At 65.9% G+C, this 14216-nt stretch carries 18 protein-coding genes; 13 read left to right on the top strand and 5 right to left on the bottom strand.

Annotated features, from left to right (window positions below; genetic code table 11):
* Positions 1 to 13: 13 nt before the first annotated feature.
* From MOM01_RS01550 to MOM01_RS01540, 3 genes are all read right to left on the bottom strand, one after another.
* On the bottom strand, positions 14 to 1291 hold the full coding sequence (locus tag MOM01_RS01550; RefSeq protein WP_241383625.1) for an ABC transporter substrate-binding protein: 1278 nt from the start codon (positions 1289 to 1291) through the stop codon (positions 14 to 16).
* 153 nt (positions 1292 to 1444) lie between these two features.
* On the bottom strand, positions 1445 to 2518 hold the full coding sequence (locus MOM01_RS01545; protein ID WP_241383624.1) for an ABC transporter ATP-binding protein: 1074 nt from the start codon (positions 2516 to 2518) through the stop codon (positions 1445 to 1447).
* Positions 2519 to 2565: 47 nt separating this feature from the next.
* Positions 2566 to 4017 carry an alanine/glycine:cation symporter family protein gene (locus MOM01_RS01540; protein WP_241383623.1) on the bottom strand — a complete coding sequence of 484 codons (1452 nt, stop codon included), beginning with the start codon at positions 4015 to 4017 and terminating at the stop codon, positions 2566 to 2568.
* Positions 4018 to 4131: 114 nt separating this feature from the next.
* Here MOM01_RS01540 and MOM01_RS01535 point away from each other — a divergent pair, with 114 nt between their 5' ends.
* The 12 genes from MOM01_RS01535 (at position 4132) to MOM01_RS01480 (ending at position 11087) form a co-directional block, all read left to right on the top strand.
* On the top strand, positions 4132 to 4941 hold the full coding sequence (locus MOM01_RS01535) for a DUF2786 domain-containing protein (RefSeq protein WP_241383622.1): 810 nt from the start codon (positions 4132 to 4134) through the stop codon (positions 4939 to 4941).
* Positions 4938 to 5465, top strand: coding sequence for a TIGR04338 family metallohydrolase (locus MOM01_RS01530; protein ID WP_241383621.1), 528 nt, complete (start codon positions 4938 to 4940; stop codon positions 5463 to 5465). Before MOM01_RS01535 ends, MOM01_RS01530 begins: the two co-directional genes overlap by 4 nt.
* Before the next feature lie 289 nt (positions 5466 to 5754).
* Positions 5755 to 6465 carry a hypothetical protein gene (locus MOM01_RS01525; RefSeq protein ID WP_241383620.1) on the top strand — a complete coding sequence of 237 codons (711 nt, stop codon included), beginning with the start codon at positions 5755 to 5757 and terminating at the stop codon, positions 6463 to 6465.
* Positions 6466 to 6470: 5 nt separating this feature from the next.
* Complete coding sequence (locus tag MOM01_RS01520) at positions 6471 to 7637, top strand: SRPBCC family protein (RefSeq protein WP_241383619.1); 1167 nt, start codon at positions 6471 to 6473, stop codon at positions 7635 to 7637.
* Positions 7634 to 8041, top strand: a complete 408-nt coding sequence (gvpJ, locus tag MOM01_RS01515; RefSeq protein WP_241383618.1) for a gas vesicle protein GvpJ — start codon at positions 7634 to 7636, stop codon at positions 8039 to 8041. Before MOM01_RS01520 ends, gvpJ (MOM01_RS01515) begins: the two co-directional genes overlap by 4 nt.
* Positions 8041 to 8850 carry a GvpL/GvpF family gas vesicle protein gene (locus tag MOM01_RS01510; RefSeq protein WP_241383617.1) on the top strand — a complete coding sequence of 270 codons (810 nt, stop codon included), beginning with the start codon at positions 8041 to 8043 and terminating at the stop codon, positions 8848 to 8850. The genes gvpJ (MOM01_RS01515) and MOM01_RS01510 overlap by 1 nt, the downstream gene beginning before the upstream one ends.
* A gap of 3 nt (positions 8851 to 8853) precedes the next feature.
* Positions 8854 to 9108 (top strand): gas vesicle protein GvpG, encoded by a 255-nt coding sequence (locus tag MOM01_RS01505; protein ID WP_241383616.1) that lies wholly within the window; start codon positions 8854 to 8856, stop codon positions 9106 to 9108.
* Between the two features lie 4 nt (positions 9109 to 9112).
* Positions 9113 to 9409 carry a gas vesicle protein GvpO gene (gvpO, locus tag MOM01_RS01500; protein ID WP_241383615.1) on the top strand — a complete coding sequence of 99 codons (297 nt, stop codon included), beginning with the start codon at positions 9113 to 9115 and terminating at the stop codon, positions 9407 to 9409.
* Positions 9406 to 9792: a gas vesicle protein GvpJ gene (gvpJ, locus tag MOM01_RS01495; protein ID WP_241383614.1), complete on the top strand. Its 387-nt coding sequence runs from the start codon at positions 9406 to 9408 to the stop codon at positions 9790 to 9792. Before gvpO ends, gvpJ (MOM01_RS01495) begins: the two co-directional genes overlap by 4 nt.
* Positions 9785 to 10573: a GvpL/GvpF family gas vesicle protein gene (locus MOM01_RS01490; RefSeq protein ID WP_241383613.1), complete on the top strand. Its 789-nt coding sequence runs from the start codon at positions 9785 to 9787 to the stop codon at positions 10571 to 10573. The genes gvpJ (MOM01_RS01495) and MOM01_RS01490 overlap by 8 nt, the downstream gene beginning before the upstream one ends.
* On the top strand, positions 10570 to 10797 hold the full coding sequence (locus tag MOM01_RS01485) for a gas vesicle protein (RefSeq protein ID WP_241383612.1): 228 nt from the start codon (positions 10570 to 10572) through the stop codon (positions 10795 to 10797). The genes MOM01_RS01490 and MOM01_RS01485 overlap by 4 nt, the downstream gene beginning before the upstream one ends.
* On the top strand, positions 10794 to 11087 hold the full coding sequence (locus tag MOM01_RS01480) for a gas vesicle protein K (protein ID WP_241383611.1): 294 nt from the start codon (positions 10794 to 10796) through the stop codon (positions 11085 to 11087). The genes MOM01_RS01485 and MOM01_RS01480 overlap by 4 nt, the downstream gene beginning before the upstream one ends.
* 10 nt (positions 11088 to 11097) lie before the next feature.
* On the opposite strand, the gene MOM01_RS01475 is transcribed toward MOM01_RS01480, so the two are convergent.
* Positions 11098 to 12234: an acyl-CoA dehydrogenase family protein gene (locus MOM01_RS01475; RefSeq protein WP_241383610.1), complete on the bottom strand. Its 1137-nt coding sequence runs from the start codon at positions 12232 to 12234 to the stop codon at positions 11098 to 11100.
* Positions 12235 to 12244: 10 nt separating this feature from the next.
* Complete coding sequence (locus MOM01_RS01470) at positions 12245 to 13414, bottom strand: acyl-CoA dehydrogenase family protein (RefSeq protein ID WP_241383609.1); 1170 nt, start codon at positions 13412 to 13414, stop codon at positions 12245 to 12247.
* Between the two features lie 102 nt (positions 13415 to 13516).
* Between MOM01_RS01470 and MOM01_RS01465 the strand changes: the two genes are divergently transcribed.
* Positions 13517 to 14209 (top strand): TetR/AcrR family transcriptional regulator, encoded by a 693-nt coding sequence (locus MOM01_RS01465; protein ID WP_241383608.1) that lies wholly within the window; start codon positions 13517 to 13519, stop codon positions 14207 to 14209.
* The last annotated feature ends 7 nt before the right edge of the window (positions 14210 to 14216 follow it).

Raw genomic sequence — 14216 nt, 5'->3', positions numbered from 1 at the left:
TGCTCCTAGAGCATCAGTTGCCGGCGGTCTCGATGCCGGCCTCGGTGTCGTCCAGCGCCTGCTGGACGGTCTTCTCGCCGCGGATGGCAGCGTAGGCGTTGTCGGCGATCGCCTTCGAGACGGTCGAGTAGTACGGCGATGCCGGACGCGGCTTCGCTGCCTCGAGCGCTTCCTTCAGGGTCGAGAAGTAGGGGTACTGCTCGAGGATCGTCGCATCGTCGTAGATCTCGGCCAGGACCGGCGCTCCGCCCGCCTCGGCGTAGTACATCTGCGACTGGCGGTTCTGCATGAACTCGAGGAAGTCGCGCGCGGTGGCCGGGGCGTCGGAGAACGCGCTGATACCGACGTTGTAACCACCCAGCGTGGACACGCCCGGTCCGTCGACACCCGGGAGGACCGCGATGTCGTACTTACCGGCGACCGAGGAGGCCTCGCCGTCGGTGTAGAAGCCGGGCCAGGTGCGCATGAACAGTGCGTCACCGTTGCCGAAGGCCGTCTGCGACTCGCCCTCGGAGTAGGTCTGCGCAGCGGCCGGGATGGTGTTGTCCGCGAACGCGTCGACGACGAACTGCAGGCCTTCGGCGGTCTTCTCGTCGATGGCCGCCGTCAGGCCGTCCGCGGACACGAAGCTTCCGCCGAATCCGTTGACGATCTCGGTGACGTTGACCGTCAGACCCTCGTAGTTCTTGAACTGCCCGATGTAGCAGGCGATGCCCGCCTCTTCGGCCTTGGGGCACTCGGCCTTCAGTTCGTCCCAGGTCGTGGGCGCCGTGTCGACGAGATCGGAGCGGTAGTAGAGGAACGCGCCGTTGGTGTTCTTCGGCGCCGCGTAGAGCGTGCCGTTGTAGGTCCCCGATTCGACGGTCGCCGGGAGCAGGCCCTCTGTGTCGATGGCGAACTCGTCCTCGAGGGGGAGCAGCCAGCCGTTCGCGGCGAACTCGGCGGTGTTGGTGACGTCGACGGCGATGAGGTCGTACTCGTCGCTGCGAGCCTGCATACGCTGGGCGATGTCGTCGTACTGGTCGTTCGCCTCGGCGGCGAGCGGCTTGAAGGTCACCTGCTCGTCGGGATGCTCGGCGTTCCAGTCCGCGATGATGCTCTCGAGCGCCGTGTTCAGGGGATCCTGCCCCTCGACGATCGTGATCGGGCCGCGGCCGTCACCGCCGTTGCCCTCGCCGCCGGCCGCGGTGTCGCTGCCACCGTCGTCCGACGAACAACCCGCGAGAACGAGTGCGGTCGCGGCCGTTGCGGCGACCGCGGCCCTCCGCATCGCCTTCGTATTCAGAACCATCAACAACTCCCCATTCGAGGTCGAAAACACTCGTCGGTGACCAGGCGCACCGACACCGGCCACCACTGTGGCATGCAACACCGGTAAAAGTCGGCATTCCGCCCATCCTGAATCGGTCGAGTGTCGGGTCGGCGACCGATTCCGGGGTGCCTCTCAGCCGATCCGACGCCCGTCGGACATCCCGAAGACGTGCACGTATTCGGGGTCGAATCGCAGGTACAGCCGATCACCCTTCTGCGGCGGATTGCGCCAGTCGCTGCGTGCGACGATCTGATGGTCGAGGCCGCCCACGTCGGCGCGGCCGTAGACATAGGCCTCGGAGCCGAGTTCCTCGACGACGTCGACGTCCATCGCCAGACCGTCGTTCGAGATCTCGAGATGTTCGGGCCGGATACCGAGCACGACCTCGGTCTCGGAGACCTGACCGAGGACGTCGCGGGGAATGGGCACGTAGGTGTCGCCGATCATGGCCCCGCGTTCGAAGACGGGCAGACGGAACAGATTCATCGCAGGCGAACCCATGAAGCCGGCGACGAAGACGTTCGCGGGCCGGTTGTAGAGCACGCGCGGAGAGGCGCACTGCTGGAGGATGCCCTTCTCGAGCACGGCGACGCGGTCGCCCATCGTCATCGCCTCGACCTGATCGTGCGTGACGTACACCGTGGTGGTGCCGAGGCGACGCTGCAGTTGTGCGATCTGCGTGCGGGTCTGCACGCGCAGTTTGGCGTCGAGGTTCGACAACGGCTCGTCCATCAGGAAGACCTGCGGCTGGCGGACGATGGCCCGGCCCATGGCGACACGCTGGCGCTGGCCACCGGACAGCGCCTTGGGCTTGCGGTCGAGGAAGGGCTCGAGGTCGAGCATCTTCGCGACCTCGACGACCCGCTCCCGGATCTCGTGCTTGGGGGTCTTGGCCAGTTTCAGCGCGAAGCCCATGTTCTCCGCGACCGACATGTGCGGGTAGAGGGCGTAGTTCTGGAACACCATCGCGATGTCGCGTTCCTTCGGATCCTCGGCGGTGACGTCCGCGTCGCCGATGAGGATGCGCCCGCTGTGCACCTCCTCGAGTCCTGCGAGCATGCGCAGCGAGGTCGACTTGCCACAGCCGGAGGGCCCGACGAGGACGAGGAACTCACCGTCCTCGATCTCGAGGTCCAGCGCGTCCACCGCGGGCGTGCTCGAGCCGGGGAACAGACACGTGGCCCTGTCGAAGGTCACCGACGCCATCTCGCAGATCCTTTCCGAAGCGGAACACGCTCGTGCGGTAGGGGAATCTACCGTGCCGGGCGCTCATCGCGGTCGAACCCCGCAAGGTCCTCGTCGGTCCACACCTGGATTCCGCGTATTCCGGGTACGTCACCGGCGCGGAAGACGGGATCACGGCCCTGTTTGCGCTGCGCTGTGTAGTTGTGGAAGAGGGCGTACGCGATGCCCGACAGCGGGATCAGTGCGATGAGGTTCACCGTGGCCATGATTCCCATGGCGAGGTCGGCCAGCGCCCACACGAGAGGAAGCGAGCCGACGGCTCCGAGGAACACGCACACCACGACCGCCGTCCGCAGGTAGGGGAGGATTCGGCGCGAACCGGTGAGGAACTCCATGTTCGATTCGCTGTAGTAGTAGTTGCCGATCACGGAGGTGAACGCGAGGAAGAAGATCAACACCGCCAGGAAGTGGACCGTCCAGTCGCCGAGTTGCAGAGCGAGCGCGTTCTGCGTCAGGGCGGCCCCTTCGAGGCCGCTGCCGAACTCGGGGTCGGACAACAGGATGATGAACGCGGTGATCGAGCAGACCAGCCAGGTATCGAAGTAGACACCGAGGCTCTGGACGAGACCCTGCTTCACGGGATGCGACACCGCGGCGGTGGCGCCCGCGTTGGGAGCCGAGCCCATGCCGGCCTCGTTGGAGAACAGACCTCGTCGAATGCCGTTCATGAAGGCCGCCGCGAATCCGCCGCCGACGATCTCCTCCACGCCGAATGCGTTCGCCACGATCAGCCGGAACATCTCCGGAACCTCGCCGATGTTGAGGGCGACGACGATGATGCCGATCACCAGATAGGCGAGCGCCATGACCGGCACCACGATCTGGGACACCGCAGAGATCCGCCGGACACCACCGAAGATCACCACACCCACGAGCAGGGAGACGACGAGACCGACGCCCACCTGCACTCCCGTGGTCTTCTCACCCACGGAACTCGACACGGCGTCGACGATGGAGTTGGTCTGTACCGCGTTGAACACGAAGCCGTAGGTGATCGTGATGATGACCGCGAAGATCATCCCCATCCATCGTTTCCCGAGGCCGAACTGCATGTAGTAGGCGGGCCCGCCGCGGAAGGCGCCTTTGTCCCGCACCTTGTACAGCTGGGCGAGTGTGGACTCGAGGAACGCCGTGGCTGCGCCGATCAGTGCCATCACCCACATCCAGAACACCGCTCCCGGCCCGCCGAGGCTGATCGCGATCGCGACCCCCGCCACGTTGCCGGTGCCCACACGTGAGGCCGCCGACACGGAGAAGGCCCGGAACGCCGAGATGCCCTTCTCTCCGTCGGGCATCGTGGCCGGTTTCTCCACGACCGAACGCAGCATGTCCGGCACGAGCCGGATCTGTATGAACCGCGACCGCACGCTGTAGTACAGACCCGAACCGATGAGCAACGCGATGACGGCGTACCAGAAGGTGTCGTTGATCTCGGTGACGAAATCGACTGCAGTGTCCATCTTCACGATCTTGGTGGGTGGTGGGTGGTTCCGCAGGAGATTCGGCCGTGTTCTCGCTCTCGTGGGCGCGGCGGTCCCGTGTGCGGTGTCGGTGTGACGCTCTACGCTCTCGGAGTGAGTTCGGAGAAGATGCTGAGCCGTATCGGGGGGCTGCTCCGCCAGGCGGAGTCCACCGACAACGCGCACGAGGCCGACGCCTTCCTCGCCGCGGCACAAAGGCTCGCGACGTCCGCCTCGATCGATCTGGCGGTGGCGCGCAGTCACACTGCGGCGAAGGAACGGCGCGCCGCACCGGTGCAGCGGTTGATCACCATCGGTGAGACAGGAAAGAAGGGACTGCGCACCTATGCGCAGTTGTTCCTCGCCATCGCCGCGGCCAACGACGTCCAGTGCGACATCACCGCGACCTCCACGGTCGTCTACGCCTACGGCTTCGCCGACGACATCGATGTCTGCGAGGCCCTGTACTCCTCGCTGCTCGTACAGATGGTGCGTGCGTCCGACGCGTACCTGCGCCAGGGCACCTACCGGACCGAGACCACCGTGCGCACGGTGGTCGAGGAGCGCGGTGGCCGGCGCGTGCGCACCCGTGTGCGCAGACCGGTCGCCGCGGTGACCGCTCGCCTGAACTTCCAGTCGGCCTTCGCGGCCCGGATCGGTGCCCGACTGACCGAGGCCAAACAGGAGATCGAACGCGAGGTCGAGACGTCCGCGCCGGGCACGACGTTGGTGTTGCGAGGGAAGAGCATGGAACTGCAGGACTTCTACCGCAGCACCTCGCAGGCGCGGGGCAGTTGGCGAGGTAGCCGGGCACCATCGGCCCGGTCGACCGACGCGCGACGTGCGGGCGACCGCGCCGGACGGGCGGCACGACTGGGAACTGCGCCCGAACTGCCCTCGGCACCGAGGAGACTGGAACCGTGAGCAAGGTGCGCGATACCCGCAGAAACGCTGTCTACGAAGCGGAATCGATCGTGCGGAAGATGCTCGACCGGGCCGACGAACGCGGATTGCGGACCGTGGAGGTCGCCGGATCCCACGTGACCCTGCCGGTCGAGAGACGTTTCGCATCCATCGAATCGGTTCACGACTACGTCGCTGCCGTCCTCGCCCTCGACTGGGTGCGCTCCCGCTGGGAACGCGCGGCAGTGCCGGTGCACGTGCGGGCCCGGGCAGGAAACGCCGCCGCCCATTACGAACGCGACTGCGCGACGATCGCCCTGCCGGAGCATCGTGCCAACACCGCGTGGGCCTTCCGCGAGATGGTCGTACTGCACGAACTCGCGCATCACCTCGATCCTCGGGAGCCGGACGATGCCACCGAAGGTGCACACGGCCCGGCGTTCGTCGACCGCTTCCTCGCCCTGATCGGCGGAATCGTCGGTCCCGAGGCCGCATTCGTCCTGCAGGCGTCGGGAATCGCCGATCCGGCAGGTCCGCAACGATAGCCCCGCTTCCGGACCCGATTCCAGGCGAAGCTCGCACCGAATCCGTTCGCCCCCACCGGATCGGTTGTGTAGCAAACCTCGTATTCCCCTGCAGAACATACTGATTGGTACTTTTATCACTCGGCCGATCACTCTCACGACCACACGGCGACGAAGCGTGGGAATCACGGACCGAAGTGCCGTACTGTGGTTTGCATCACACCATATGCGCGTCGATTGCGTGCCGCACCGAGACCTTCCGGCCCCTTCCGAGCACGCCTGGATGCGCCGCACACGAAGGAGCACGGTGATGAAACCCGGAGCACGAGTCGCCCTCGGGGTGGGCATCGGATATTTCCTCGGACGCACGAAGAAGATGCGGCTGGCCATGATGCTCGCCGGTGCCGGAGTCACCGGCAAACTGCCCGCCAATCCTCAGGAACTTCTGCAGCGAGGGTCTTCGATGATCGGCTCGTCTCCCGAGATCACCAAGATCACCGACTCCGTTCGCGGAGAACTCGTCAACGCGGCTCGTGCCGCAGCGGTGACTGCGGTCAGCAGCCGCATCGACGCCCTCAACGATCGTCTCCAGACCCGCACAGACGGTGACAGCGCGGAAACCCGGTCCGACGAGGAAACCGAACAGCCCGACTACGAAGACGAATACGACGAAAGCCCTGAGACGGACGAGGATCGGGACGACCAGGACCGCGACGAAGAACCGGAGTACGACGAGACGGACGAAGAGGATTCCGGCGCCGAGGAAGAAGCCGAGGAAGAAGCCGACGAGGAACCCGAGGAAGAACCCGAGGAGGAAGCCGAGGAGGAACCGGAACGTCCCGCACCCCGGCGCCGCGCCGCCCGCACGACCTCCCGTCCTCGCGCTTCCCGTAGCAAGAAGGCGCCGGCGGCAGAAGAAGCGGACGACAAGGAGGAAGCACCTCCCAAGCCCCGCAAGCGGGCCGCACGCAGCAGTACGTCGTCTTCCGGCCGTGCTCCTGTACGTCGAAAAGGACGGTGAGAACGATGGCCAAGACGTTGAAGGACCTCCCGGGTGAGGCCGCCGACGCAGTCGGCAAGGCAGGAAAGAGCGCGACCGGCAGTGTGCAACAGTCGTTGCAGGGCTTGGCAGGAACGGTTGCGCAGAACGCGCTGTCGAAACTGTCCGACAGAGTCACCGGCACGACAGGCCGCCTACAGGATTACTCCGAAGGCAAGGGTGGGAGTCTGGCAAGTGCGCTGACGGGTGTCGAGAAACTCGCCCAGGGTGAATCGCCGCTGAAGGCCGCGGCCAGCTCGGGATTCGACCATCTCAAGAACACCGCGAAGGACAAGTTCGGCGATGTGAAGGAGTCGATCACCGGAGGGGAGAAGGGCAAGGGCGGTGGCGGCAACAAGAAACTCAAGCTCACCAACATCGTCGAATACATCGACGTAGGGGTGCCGGCCGACCTGGCCTACGACCAGTGGACACAATTCGCCGACTGGCCGAAATTCATGAAGAAGGTCGAACAGGTCGAACAGGTCGAAGACGAGAAACTCCACTGGACCGGCAAGGTGTTCTGGTCTCGCCGGAACTGGGAATCCACCATCCTCGAACAGGTTCCGTTCGAACGGATCATCTGGCGGTCCACGGGAGGGAAGGGATACATCGACGGTGCCGTCACCTTCCACGAACTCACACCCGATCTCACCCGGATCATCATGGTCCTCGAATATCACCCTCGTGGCCTGTTCGAACGCACCGCCAACCTCTGGCGCGCCGTCGGGCGTCGAGCACGACTGGAACTCAAGCACTTCCAGCGTCACCTCATGACGGACGCAGTCCTGCATCCCGACGACATCGTGGGCTGGCACGGGGAGATCCACGAGAGTGAGGTCGTCAAGGACGACGAGACGGCACGAAGGGAAGAGGAAGAGCAGGACACCGATGAGAGCGCCGAAGAGGACGGCGACGACGAAGAACTCCGGGACGAAGACGAAGACGAAGACGAGGATTCGGACGAGGACGAGGACGAGGAGGAAGACGAGGACGAGGAGGAAGACGAGGACTCGGACGGCGAAGAGATGTCCGACGAGGATTCGGACGACGAAGGTGACGAGGCCGACCGGGAACCTGCCCCGGCGAAGCGGTCCCGGGCGAAGACGAGCACCGGCACTCGCACGACACGGTCGAGAGGATCCCGATCATGAGCATCCAGCCCGCCGGAGGAGGAGGAGGTGGCGGCGGCGGGATGGCTCGCCCGAACTCCTCCGGCCTGGCCGACGTCATCGACACCATCCTGGACAAGGGACTCGTCATCGACGCGTTCGTACGGGTGTCGCTCGTCGGTATCGAACTTCTCACCATCGATGCGCGCGTCGTCGTCGCCAGTGTGGACACCTACCTCCGGTTCGCGGAAGCGGTGAATCGGCTGGAGATCTCCGACAACGAACCCAAGGGTCTGCCGGATCTCGTCGGTGACATCACCTCCGGTGGTGCCAAGCACAAGACCAAAGGGGCGCTCGAGGCGGCAGGGGAGAAGGTCGGCGACTTCCTCGGGGAGGTGCAGGAGCAGCGACAGACTGCTCGCCGCCCACGCAAGGGGGAGGATTGATGTCCACGGAGCAGACGGAACGACCGGAACAGGGCGACGACGACACCGTCACGGCCACTGCGATATACGTCTACGGCATCGTCCCCTCCGATGTGGAGCCGGAAGAGCACGCCGAGGGTGTGGGAAATCCACCCGCGGAGATCTCGGTCGTCCGTTCGGGCGACATCGCCGCTCTGGTGAGCGAGATCCCGATCGATCGCGCCCTCGGCACACCCGACGACCTCAAGGCGCACGCCGAACTGCTCGACGGGACGGCGACCGTCGCGCCCGTGCTCCCGCTCAGGTTCGGTGCGGTCCTCACCGACCGCAATGCCGTAGCAGAAGAACTGCTCGAGGGGCACGAGGACGAACTCGCAGCGGCACTCGAGCAACTCGAAGGCCTCGCCCAGTTCGTCGTCAAGGGGCGATATGTGGAGAGGACCGTCCTGCAGGAGATCCTGGACGAGAACCCCGAGGCCGCACAGTTGCGAGAACAGATCCGCGGACAGTCCGAGGACGCTACCCGCGAAACGCGGATGGCACTCGGAGAGATCATCGAAGCGACGATCGAAGCCAAACGTGGTGAGGACACCCGCCGCACGATCGAGGCACTGACCTCGCTCGATCCCATGGTCAACGAACGGCAACCCACCCACGAACAGGATGCGGTCCATATCGCCGTCCTCGTCGAACTCGACAGGCAGGACGAACTCGAGCGCATTCTCCGCGAACTGGGTGACGAATGGGACGACCGGGTGGAGATCTCGCTGCTCGGTCCGATGGCGGCCTACGACTTCGTGGCGAAATCCGATTCGGGCGAGGAGGATTGACCGATGGGACTGTTGACAACACTGGTCACCCTGCCACTCGCTCCTGTCAAGGGAGTGATGTGGCTCGGGGAGATCATCGAGGAACAGGTCGACCAGCAACTGCACGACCCGGCGAACGTGCGTCGCGAACTCGAGGAGATCGAGGAAGCTGCGGCTGCGGGCGCACTGTCACCGGAGGAGAAGGACGAGGCGCAGCAGGCCGTGCTCAACCGCATGATCTCGCGTGGCAGCGCCGGCGCCGACAGGACGAAGGAGTGACCTCGTGGCGAGAGACACCGGCCCGCCGCCGATCTCGGCAGCCGAGGCTGCGTCGGCGGCTCTCACGCACCTCGGGGAACTGACCTCGAAGGAAGCCCAGGGTGTCACCTCGATAGAACCCACCGAGGACGGCTGGGTCGTCGAAGTGGAAGTGGTGGAGGACAGGCGGATCCCCTCGTCGGCGGACATGCTTGCGCTCTACGAGGTGGAGATCGATCTGGACGCGAATCTGCTCGCGTACCGGCGGACCCGGCGTTACGGTCGCGGTAGCAGTGACATCGGGGCGAGGACCGGGACATGACGGTCGTGGGCGGAGGAGGCACCTCGTCGCCGCAACCCTACGGGGGCGGCAACCGGTCGACGAATCTCGGCGACATCCTCGAACGGGTGCTCGACAAGGGTCTCGTGATCGCCGGTGACATCCAGGTGAACCTGCTCGACATCGAACTCCTCACCATCAAACTCCGTCTCGTCATCGCGTCGCTCGAGACGGCGAAAGCCGTCGGAATCGATTGGTGGGAGAACGATCCGTGGCTGACGAGCAAGGCGCGCGCACCCGAGGTCGACACGAGCCGGGCAGAACTCGAGTTGGAGAATCGGCGGCTGCGCGAGCGGCTGGCCGCACTCGAGGCGGCGGGGTCGGCGGAACCCGCGGAGATCGTGGACGAGGAGGAACGTGACTGACACGACCGGGGTCTGGATGTACGCGGTGACCGACGAGCCTCTCGCCGACCGCGAGGCGGAGGCCGCATCCGGCGTGGCCGGCGAACGGACCCGTACGGTACACGAGGGCGGATTGACCGCCGTGGTGGGAACGGTACCCCTGGACGGTTTCGGCGAGGCCGCCCTGGCCCGCAACCTGGAGGACCTGGACTGGCTCGAAAGAATCGCTCGCGCACACGATTCGGTGGTCGCCGATCTATCCCGGCAGGTACCCGTTGTGCCGCTGCGACTGGCGACCGTCTGCCTCGACGACGAACGGGTGAGAGAACTCCTGACCGAGCACGGGGAACAGTTCTCGTCGGCACTCGCGCTGGTGAGGGGACGCACGGAGTGGGGCGTCAAGGCATTCGCGGACAGGAAGGAACTGAAGCAGGCCTCGGCCGAATCACGCACGGAGGAATCCGGTTCCGGAAGCGGGACCGCCTATCTGTTGCGGCGCCGCGCGCAATTGGCAGCACAGGAGAACGTCGAGCGAGATGCCGCTGCCCGTGCGGACGACATCCACGACCGGCTGCTGCGCAAGGCCGCTGCGGGGCGCCGCGGCGCACCGACCGATCCGGCGCTGAGCGGCAGTCACGAATGGATGCTGCTCAACGGAACGTATCTCGTCGACGACGACCGGGCAGGCGAATTCCGTGGCGAGGTGGACGAACTCGGAGCACGGTTTCCGGGGATACGGCTCGAGATGAGCGGTCCGTGGCCACCCTATTCGTTCGCCGGTGCCGAACGGATCTCGCCGTGAGGTACGCGGACGGCTCGGTGGACGAGGAGCGGCGGATCGCACTGATCGATCTGCTGGATCGGGTGCTGTCGGGGGGTGTGGTCATCACCGGCGACATCACGTTGTCGATCGCGGAGATCGACCTGGTGCGGATCTCGCTGCGCGCGCTCATCTCGTCGATCAGCACCCTGTCCGCTCAGGGAATCGATGCCCCCGTTCCCCGTGGGGTCCGGGAGGGGCCATGAGCGAGTCCGCGAGCTTTCCCCCACGTATCGACGCCGATCCCGAATCCGTGGAGCGGGGATTGGTGACGCTCGTGCTCACCCTGGTCGAGTTGCTCCGGCAACTCATGGAGCGGCAGGCCCTGCACCGTGTCGATGCGGGCGATCTCAGCGACGAGCAGGTCGAACGCCTCGGGACGACACTGATGCTGCTCGAAGAACGCATGGCGGAACTGCGCGACCATTTCGGGCTCACCCCCGAGGATCTCAACATCGACCTCGGTCCGCTGGGGACGCTGCTGCCCCGGGAGTGAGCCCGAACGTTCACATCCCGGTGATCTCCACCAGGTCGTAGTTTTTCACGCCGCCGGCGAGCACCCGCAGGTGGTCGTCCATCGTGCCGAGGGTGTGCTCGATCGCGGTCAGGCGGCTGAGGTAGTGACCGATGGAGTGCTCGGCGGTGACACCGATGCCGCCGTGCATCTGCACCGATTCCTGGCCGATCTTGCGTGCGGACCGGCCGACCTGCAGCTTGGCCCGCGATGCGATCGCCGGATCGACGATGCCGTCCGCGAGCGCCATCGTCGCGTACAGGCTCATGCTCGACGCGAGTTCGTACAGCACGTACATGTCGGCCGCGCGGTGGGTGAGCGCCTGGAACATCGACAGCGGAACACCGAACTGCTTGCGCTGCTTGAGATATCCGGTCGTCAGCTGCACCGAGGCATCGAGCGCGCCGACCGTTTCGGCGCACAGTGCCGCCTGGGCGTGTACCTGCGCCGCGGTGATCGCGGCGGACGCGTCGCCCGCCTCGCCGAGCGGTGCGGCCGCGACGTTCTCGAGCACGATCTGCGCGCCCCGACGTTCGTCGTTGGTGCGGTACGGCGTACGAGTGAGACCGTCCACGCCCGGATCGACGAGGAAAAGGCCGACGCCTCCCTCCGGCAGGCTCGCGGAGACGATCAGCGTGTCGGCGCAATCACCGTGCAGGACAGGGTTCTTGCGACCGGACAGTGTCCACCTGTCGCCGTCGCGCGCGGCGGTGGTACCGACGACGGCGTGCGGCCAGCGGCTGCCCGGCTCGTCGTGTGCGAACGCGAGGAGCAGGGTGCCCTCGGACAGTCGCGGGAGGATGTCGGATCGCTGCGCGTCGGTACCGACCTCGGCGACCAGCCGGCCGGGCAGGTAGACCGCATCGAGCACGGGTTCCGGCGCGAGGGCTCGGCCGATCTCGGTCATGACGGCCATGACCTCCACCGGCCCGGCACCCATGCCGCCGTGCTCCTCCGCGAAGGGCAGACCCAGCACGCCGAGTTCGGCGAGCTGCTTCCACACGTCACGGTTCCAGCCCAGGTCGCTCTCGGCTACCCGATTGCGTGCCTCGACGTCGTACACGCCCGAGAGGAGGTCGCGGACGGTAGCGCGGAGCATGTCCTGTTCGGTGTCGAGTTCGAAATTCATGTCCGGGGCCTCACAGTCCGAGAATCGAGGAAGCGATGATCGAACGCTGTACCTCGTTCGATCCGCCGTAGATGGTGACCTTGCGGTTGTTGAGGTAGGTCGGCGTCGTGAGCTGCGCCCACTCCGGCGAGTCGATGCCGGACGCCGCCGTGGGGAGCGAGTCGGGGCCCGCGATGTCGACGAGCAGTTCGGTCGCGGCCTGCTGGAGTTCGGAACCGCGCATCTTCAGCAGCGACGACGCCGGGTTGGGCTTACCGTCTGCGGAGCTCGCGACGACGCGGAGCTGCGTGAGCTCGAGAGCGAGCAGTTCGTTCTCGAGTTCCGCCAGGCGCGCGGCGAAGATCGGGTCGTCGAGCAGGGATCCGCTACCGTATCGGATCTCGGCGGCGAGAGACTTCGCCCGCGCGAGCTTGACCTTGGTCGCGCTGACGCGCGCGATACCGGTGCGTTCGTTGCCGAGCAGGAACTTGGCCTGCGTCCACCCGGTGTTCTCCTCACCGACGAGGTTCTCCGCGGGAACCCGCACGTCTTCGAAGAAGACCTCGTTGACCTCGTAGCCTCCGTCGATCAGCTTGATCGGACGACGGGTCACGCCCGGAGTGTCCATCGGGAAGAGCAGCATCGAGATACCGGCCTGCTTCTTCGCGTTCGGATCGGTGCGGACGAGGCAGAAGATCCAGTCGGCGTGCTGTGCGAGCGTCGTCCACGTCTTCTGCCCGTTGACGATGTAGTCGTCGCCGTCGCGCACCGCGCGGGTCTTGAGAGAAGCGAGGTCGGAACCGGCCTCGGGTTCGGAGAAGCCCTGGCACCACCAGATGTCGAGATTCGCGGTGGCGGGCAGGAAGCGTTCCTTCATCTCCTGCGAACCGAACTGGGCGATGACCGGGCCGATCATCGACGCATTGAACGGCAGCGGGTCGGGTACCGACGCGAGCTGCAGTTCGCTGAGCCAGATGTTGCGCTGCATCGGGGTCCAGTCCTGGCCGCCCCACTCGACGGGCCAGTTGGGGACCGCGAGGCCGCGGGAGTGGAGGATGCGCTGGGTGGCGACGTAGTCGTCCTTGCCCAGAGGGGTGCCGGATGCGACCTTCGCGCGCACCTCGGCGGGGATCTCGGTGGTGAAGAAGGTGCGCAGCTCGTCGCGGAACGCGCGCTCCTCCTCGGTGAGCTTCAAGTTCATGGAGAGGCCTTCCAGGGATGCCGGCGCCGTAGCGTTTCTCGCACGTCCAAACTAACCTTACATTGTTAGCTCGTCCAGGCCGGGCCGGAAGGAGGTCGACGGATGGCACGCCCACGCACGCCTCTGCTCAGTCGCGAACTCATCCGCGACGTCACGTTGCGGCTCGTCGACGAACACGGACTCGACGCCGTGTCGATGCGCCGGATCGCCGCCGAACTCGGTGTGCGCGCCCCCTCGCTGTACAGCCATTACTCCACCAAGGAGGAGTTGCTCGACGACATCGCCGACGCCATCGGCGAATCGGTCGACGTCAGCGGGTTCGCCGGCGACGACTGGCAGGAGGCACTACGACGCTGGGCCCGCACCTATCGCGACGCGCTCGCCGCACACCCGAACATGGTTCCGTTCCTCGCCGCGAGCCCCGGAACCCGGCCCGTCTCGCTGCAGGCGTCCGACGCGATCCACGGGGGTCTCACGCGGGCCGGCTGGCCGCCGCGGTTCGCGACGATGATCGGCGCCTCGATCAAATACATCGTCATCGGTTCCGCGATCACCTCGTTCGCGGGGGGATTCGACGATCACATCGACACCTACAACGAGCGTTATCCACATCTCTCGCAGGCACATCGGCTCCGCGAGTATGCGGCCGAGATCGACTCCGACAGCTTCGATCTCGTCCTCGAGTCCTTCCTGCGCGAACTCGCCCGACGATACGAGAGGCTCACCGCGGACCCCTCGTCCGCCTCCTCGCCCGACGGTGCGACGCAGGTCCGTGGAGGGGACGACGAGACATGACGACCGG

This window comes from Rhodococcus sp. CH91 (assembly GCF_022554085.1).
Taxonomy (GTDB): Bacteria; Actinomycetota; Actinomycetes; order Mycobacteriales; family Mycobacteriaceae; genus Rhodococcus.
The sequence above is the reverse complement of the archived record's forward strand: the minus strand, read 5'-3'. Positions and strand labels throughout refer to the sequence as shown.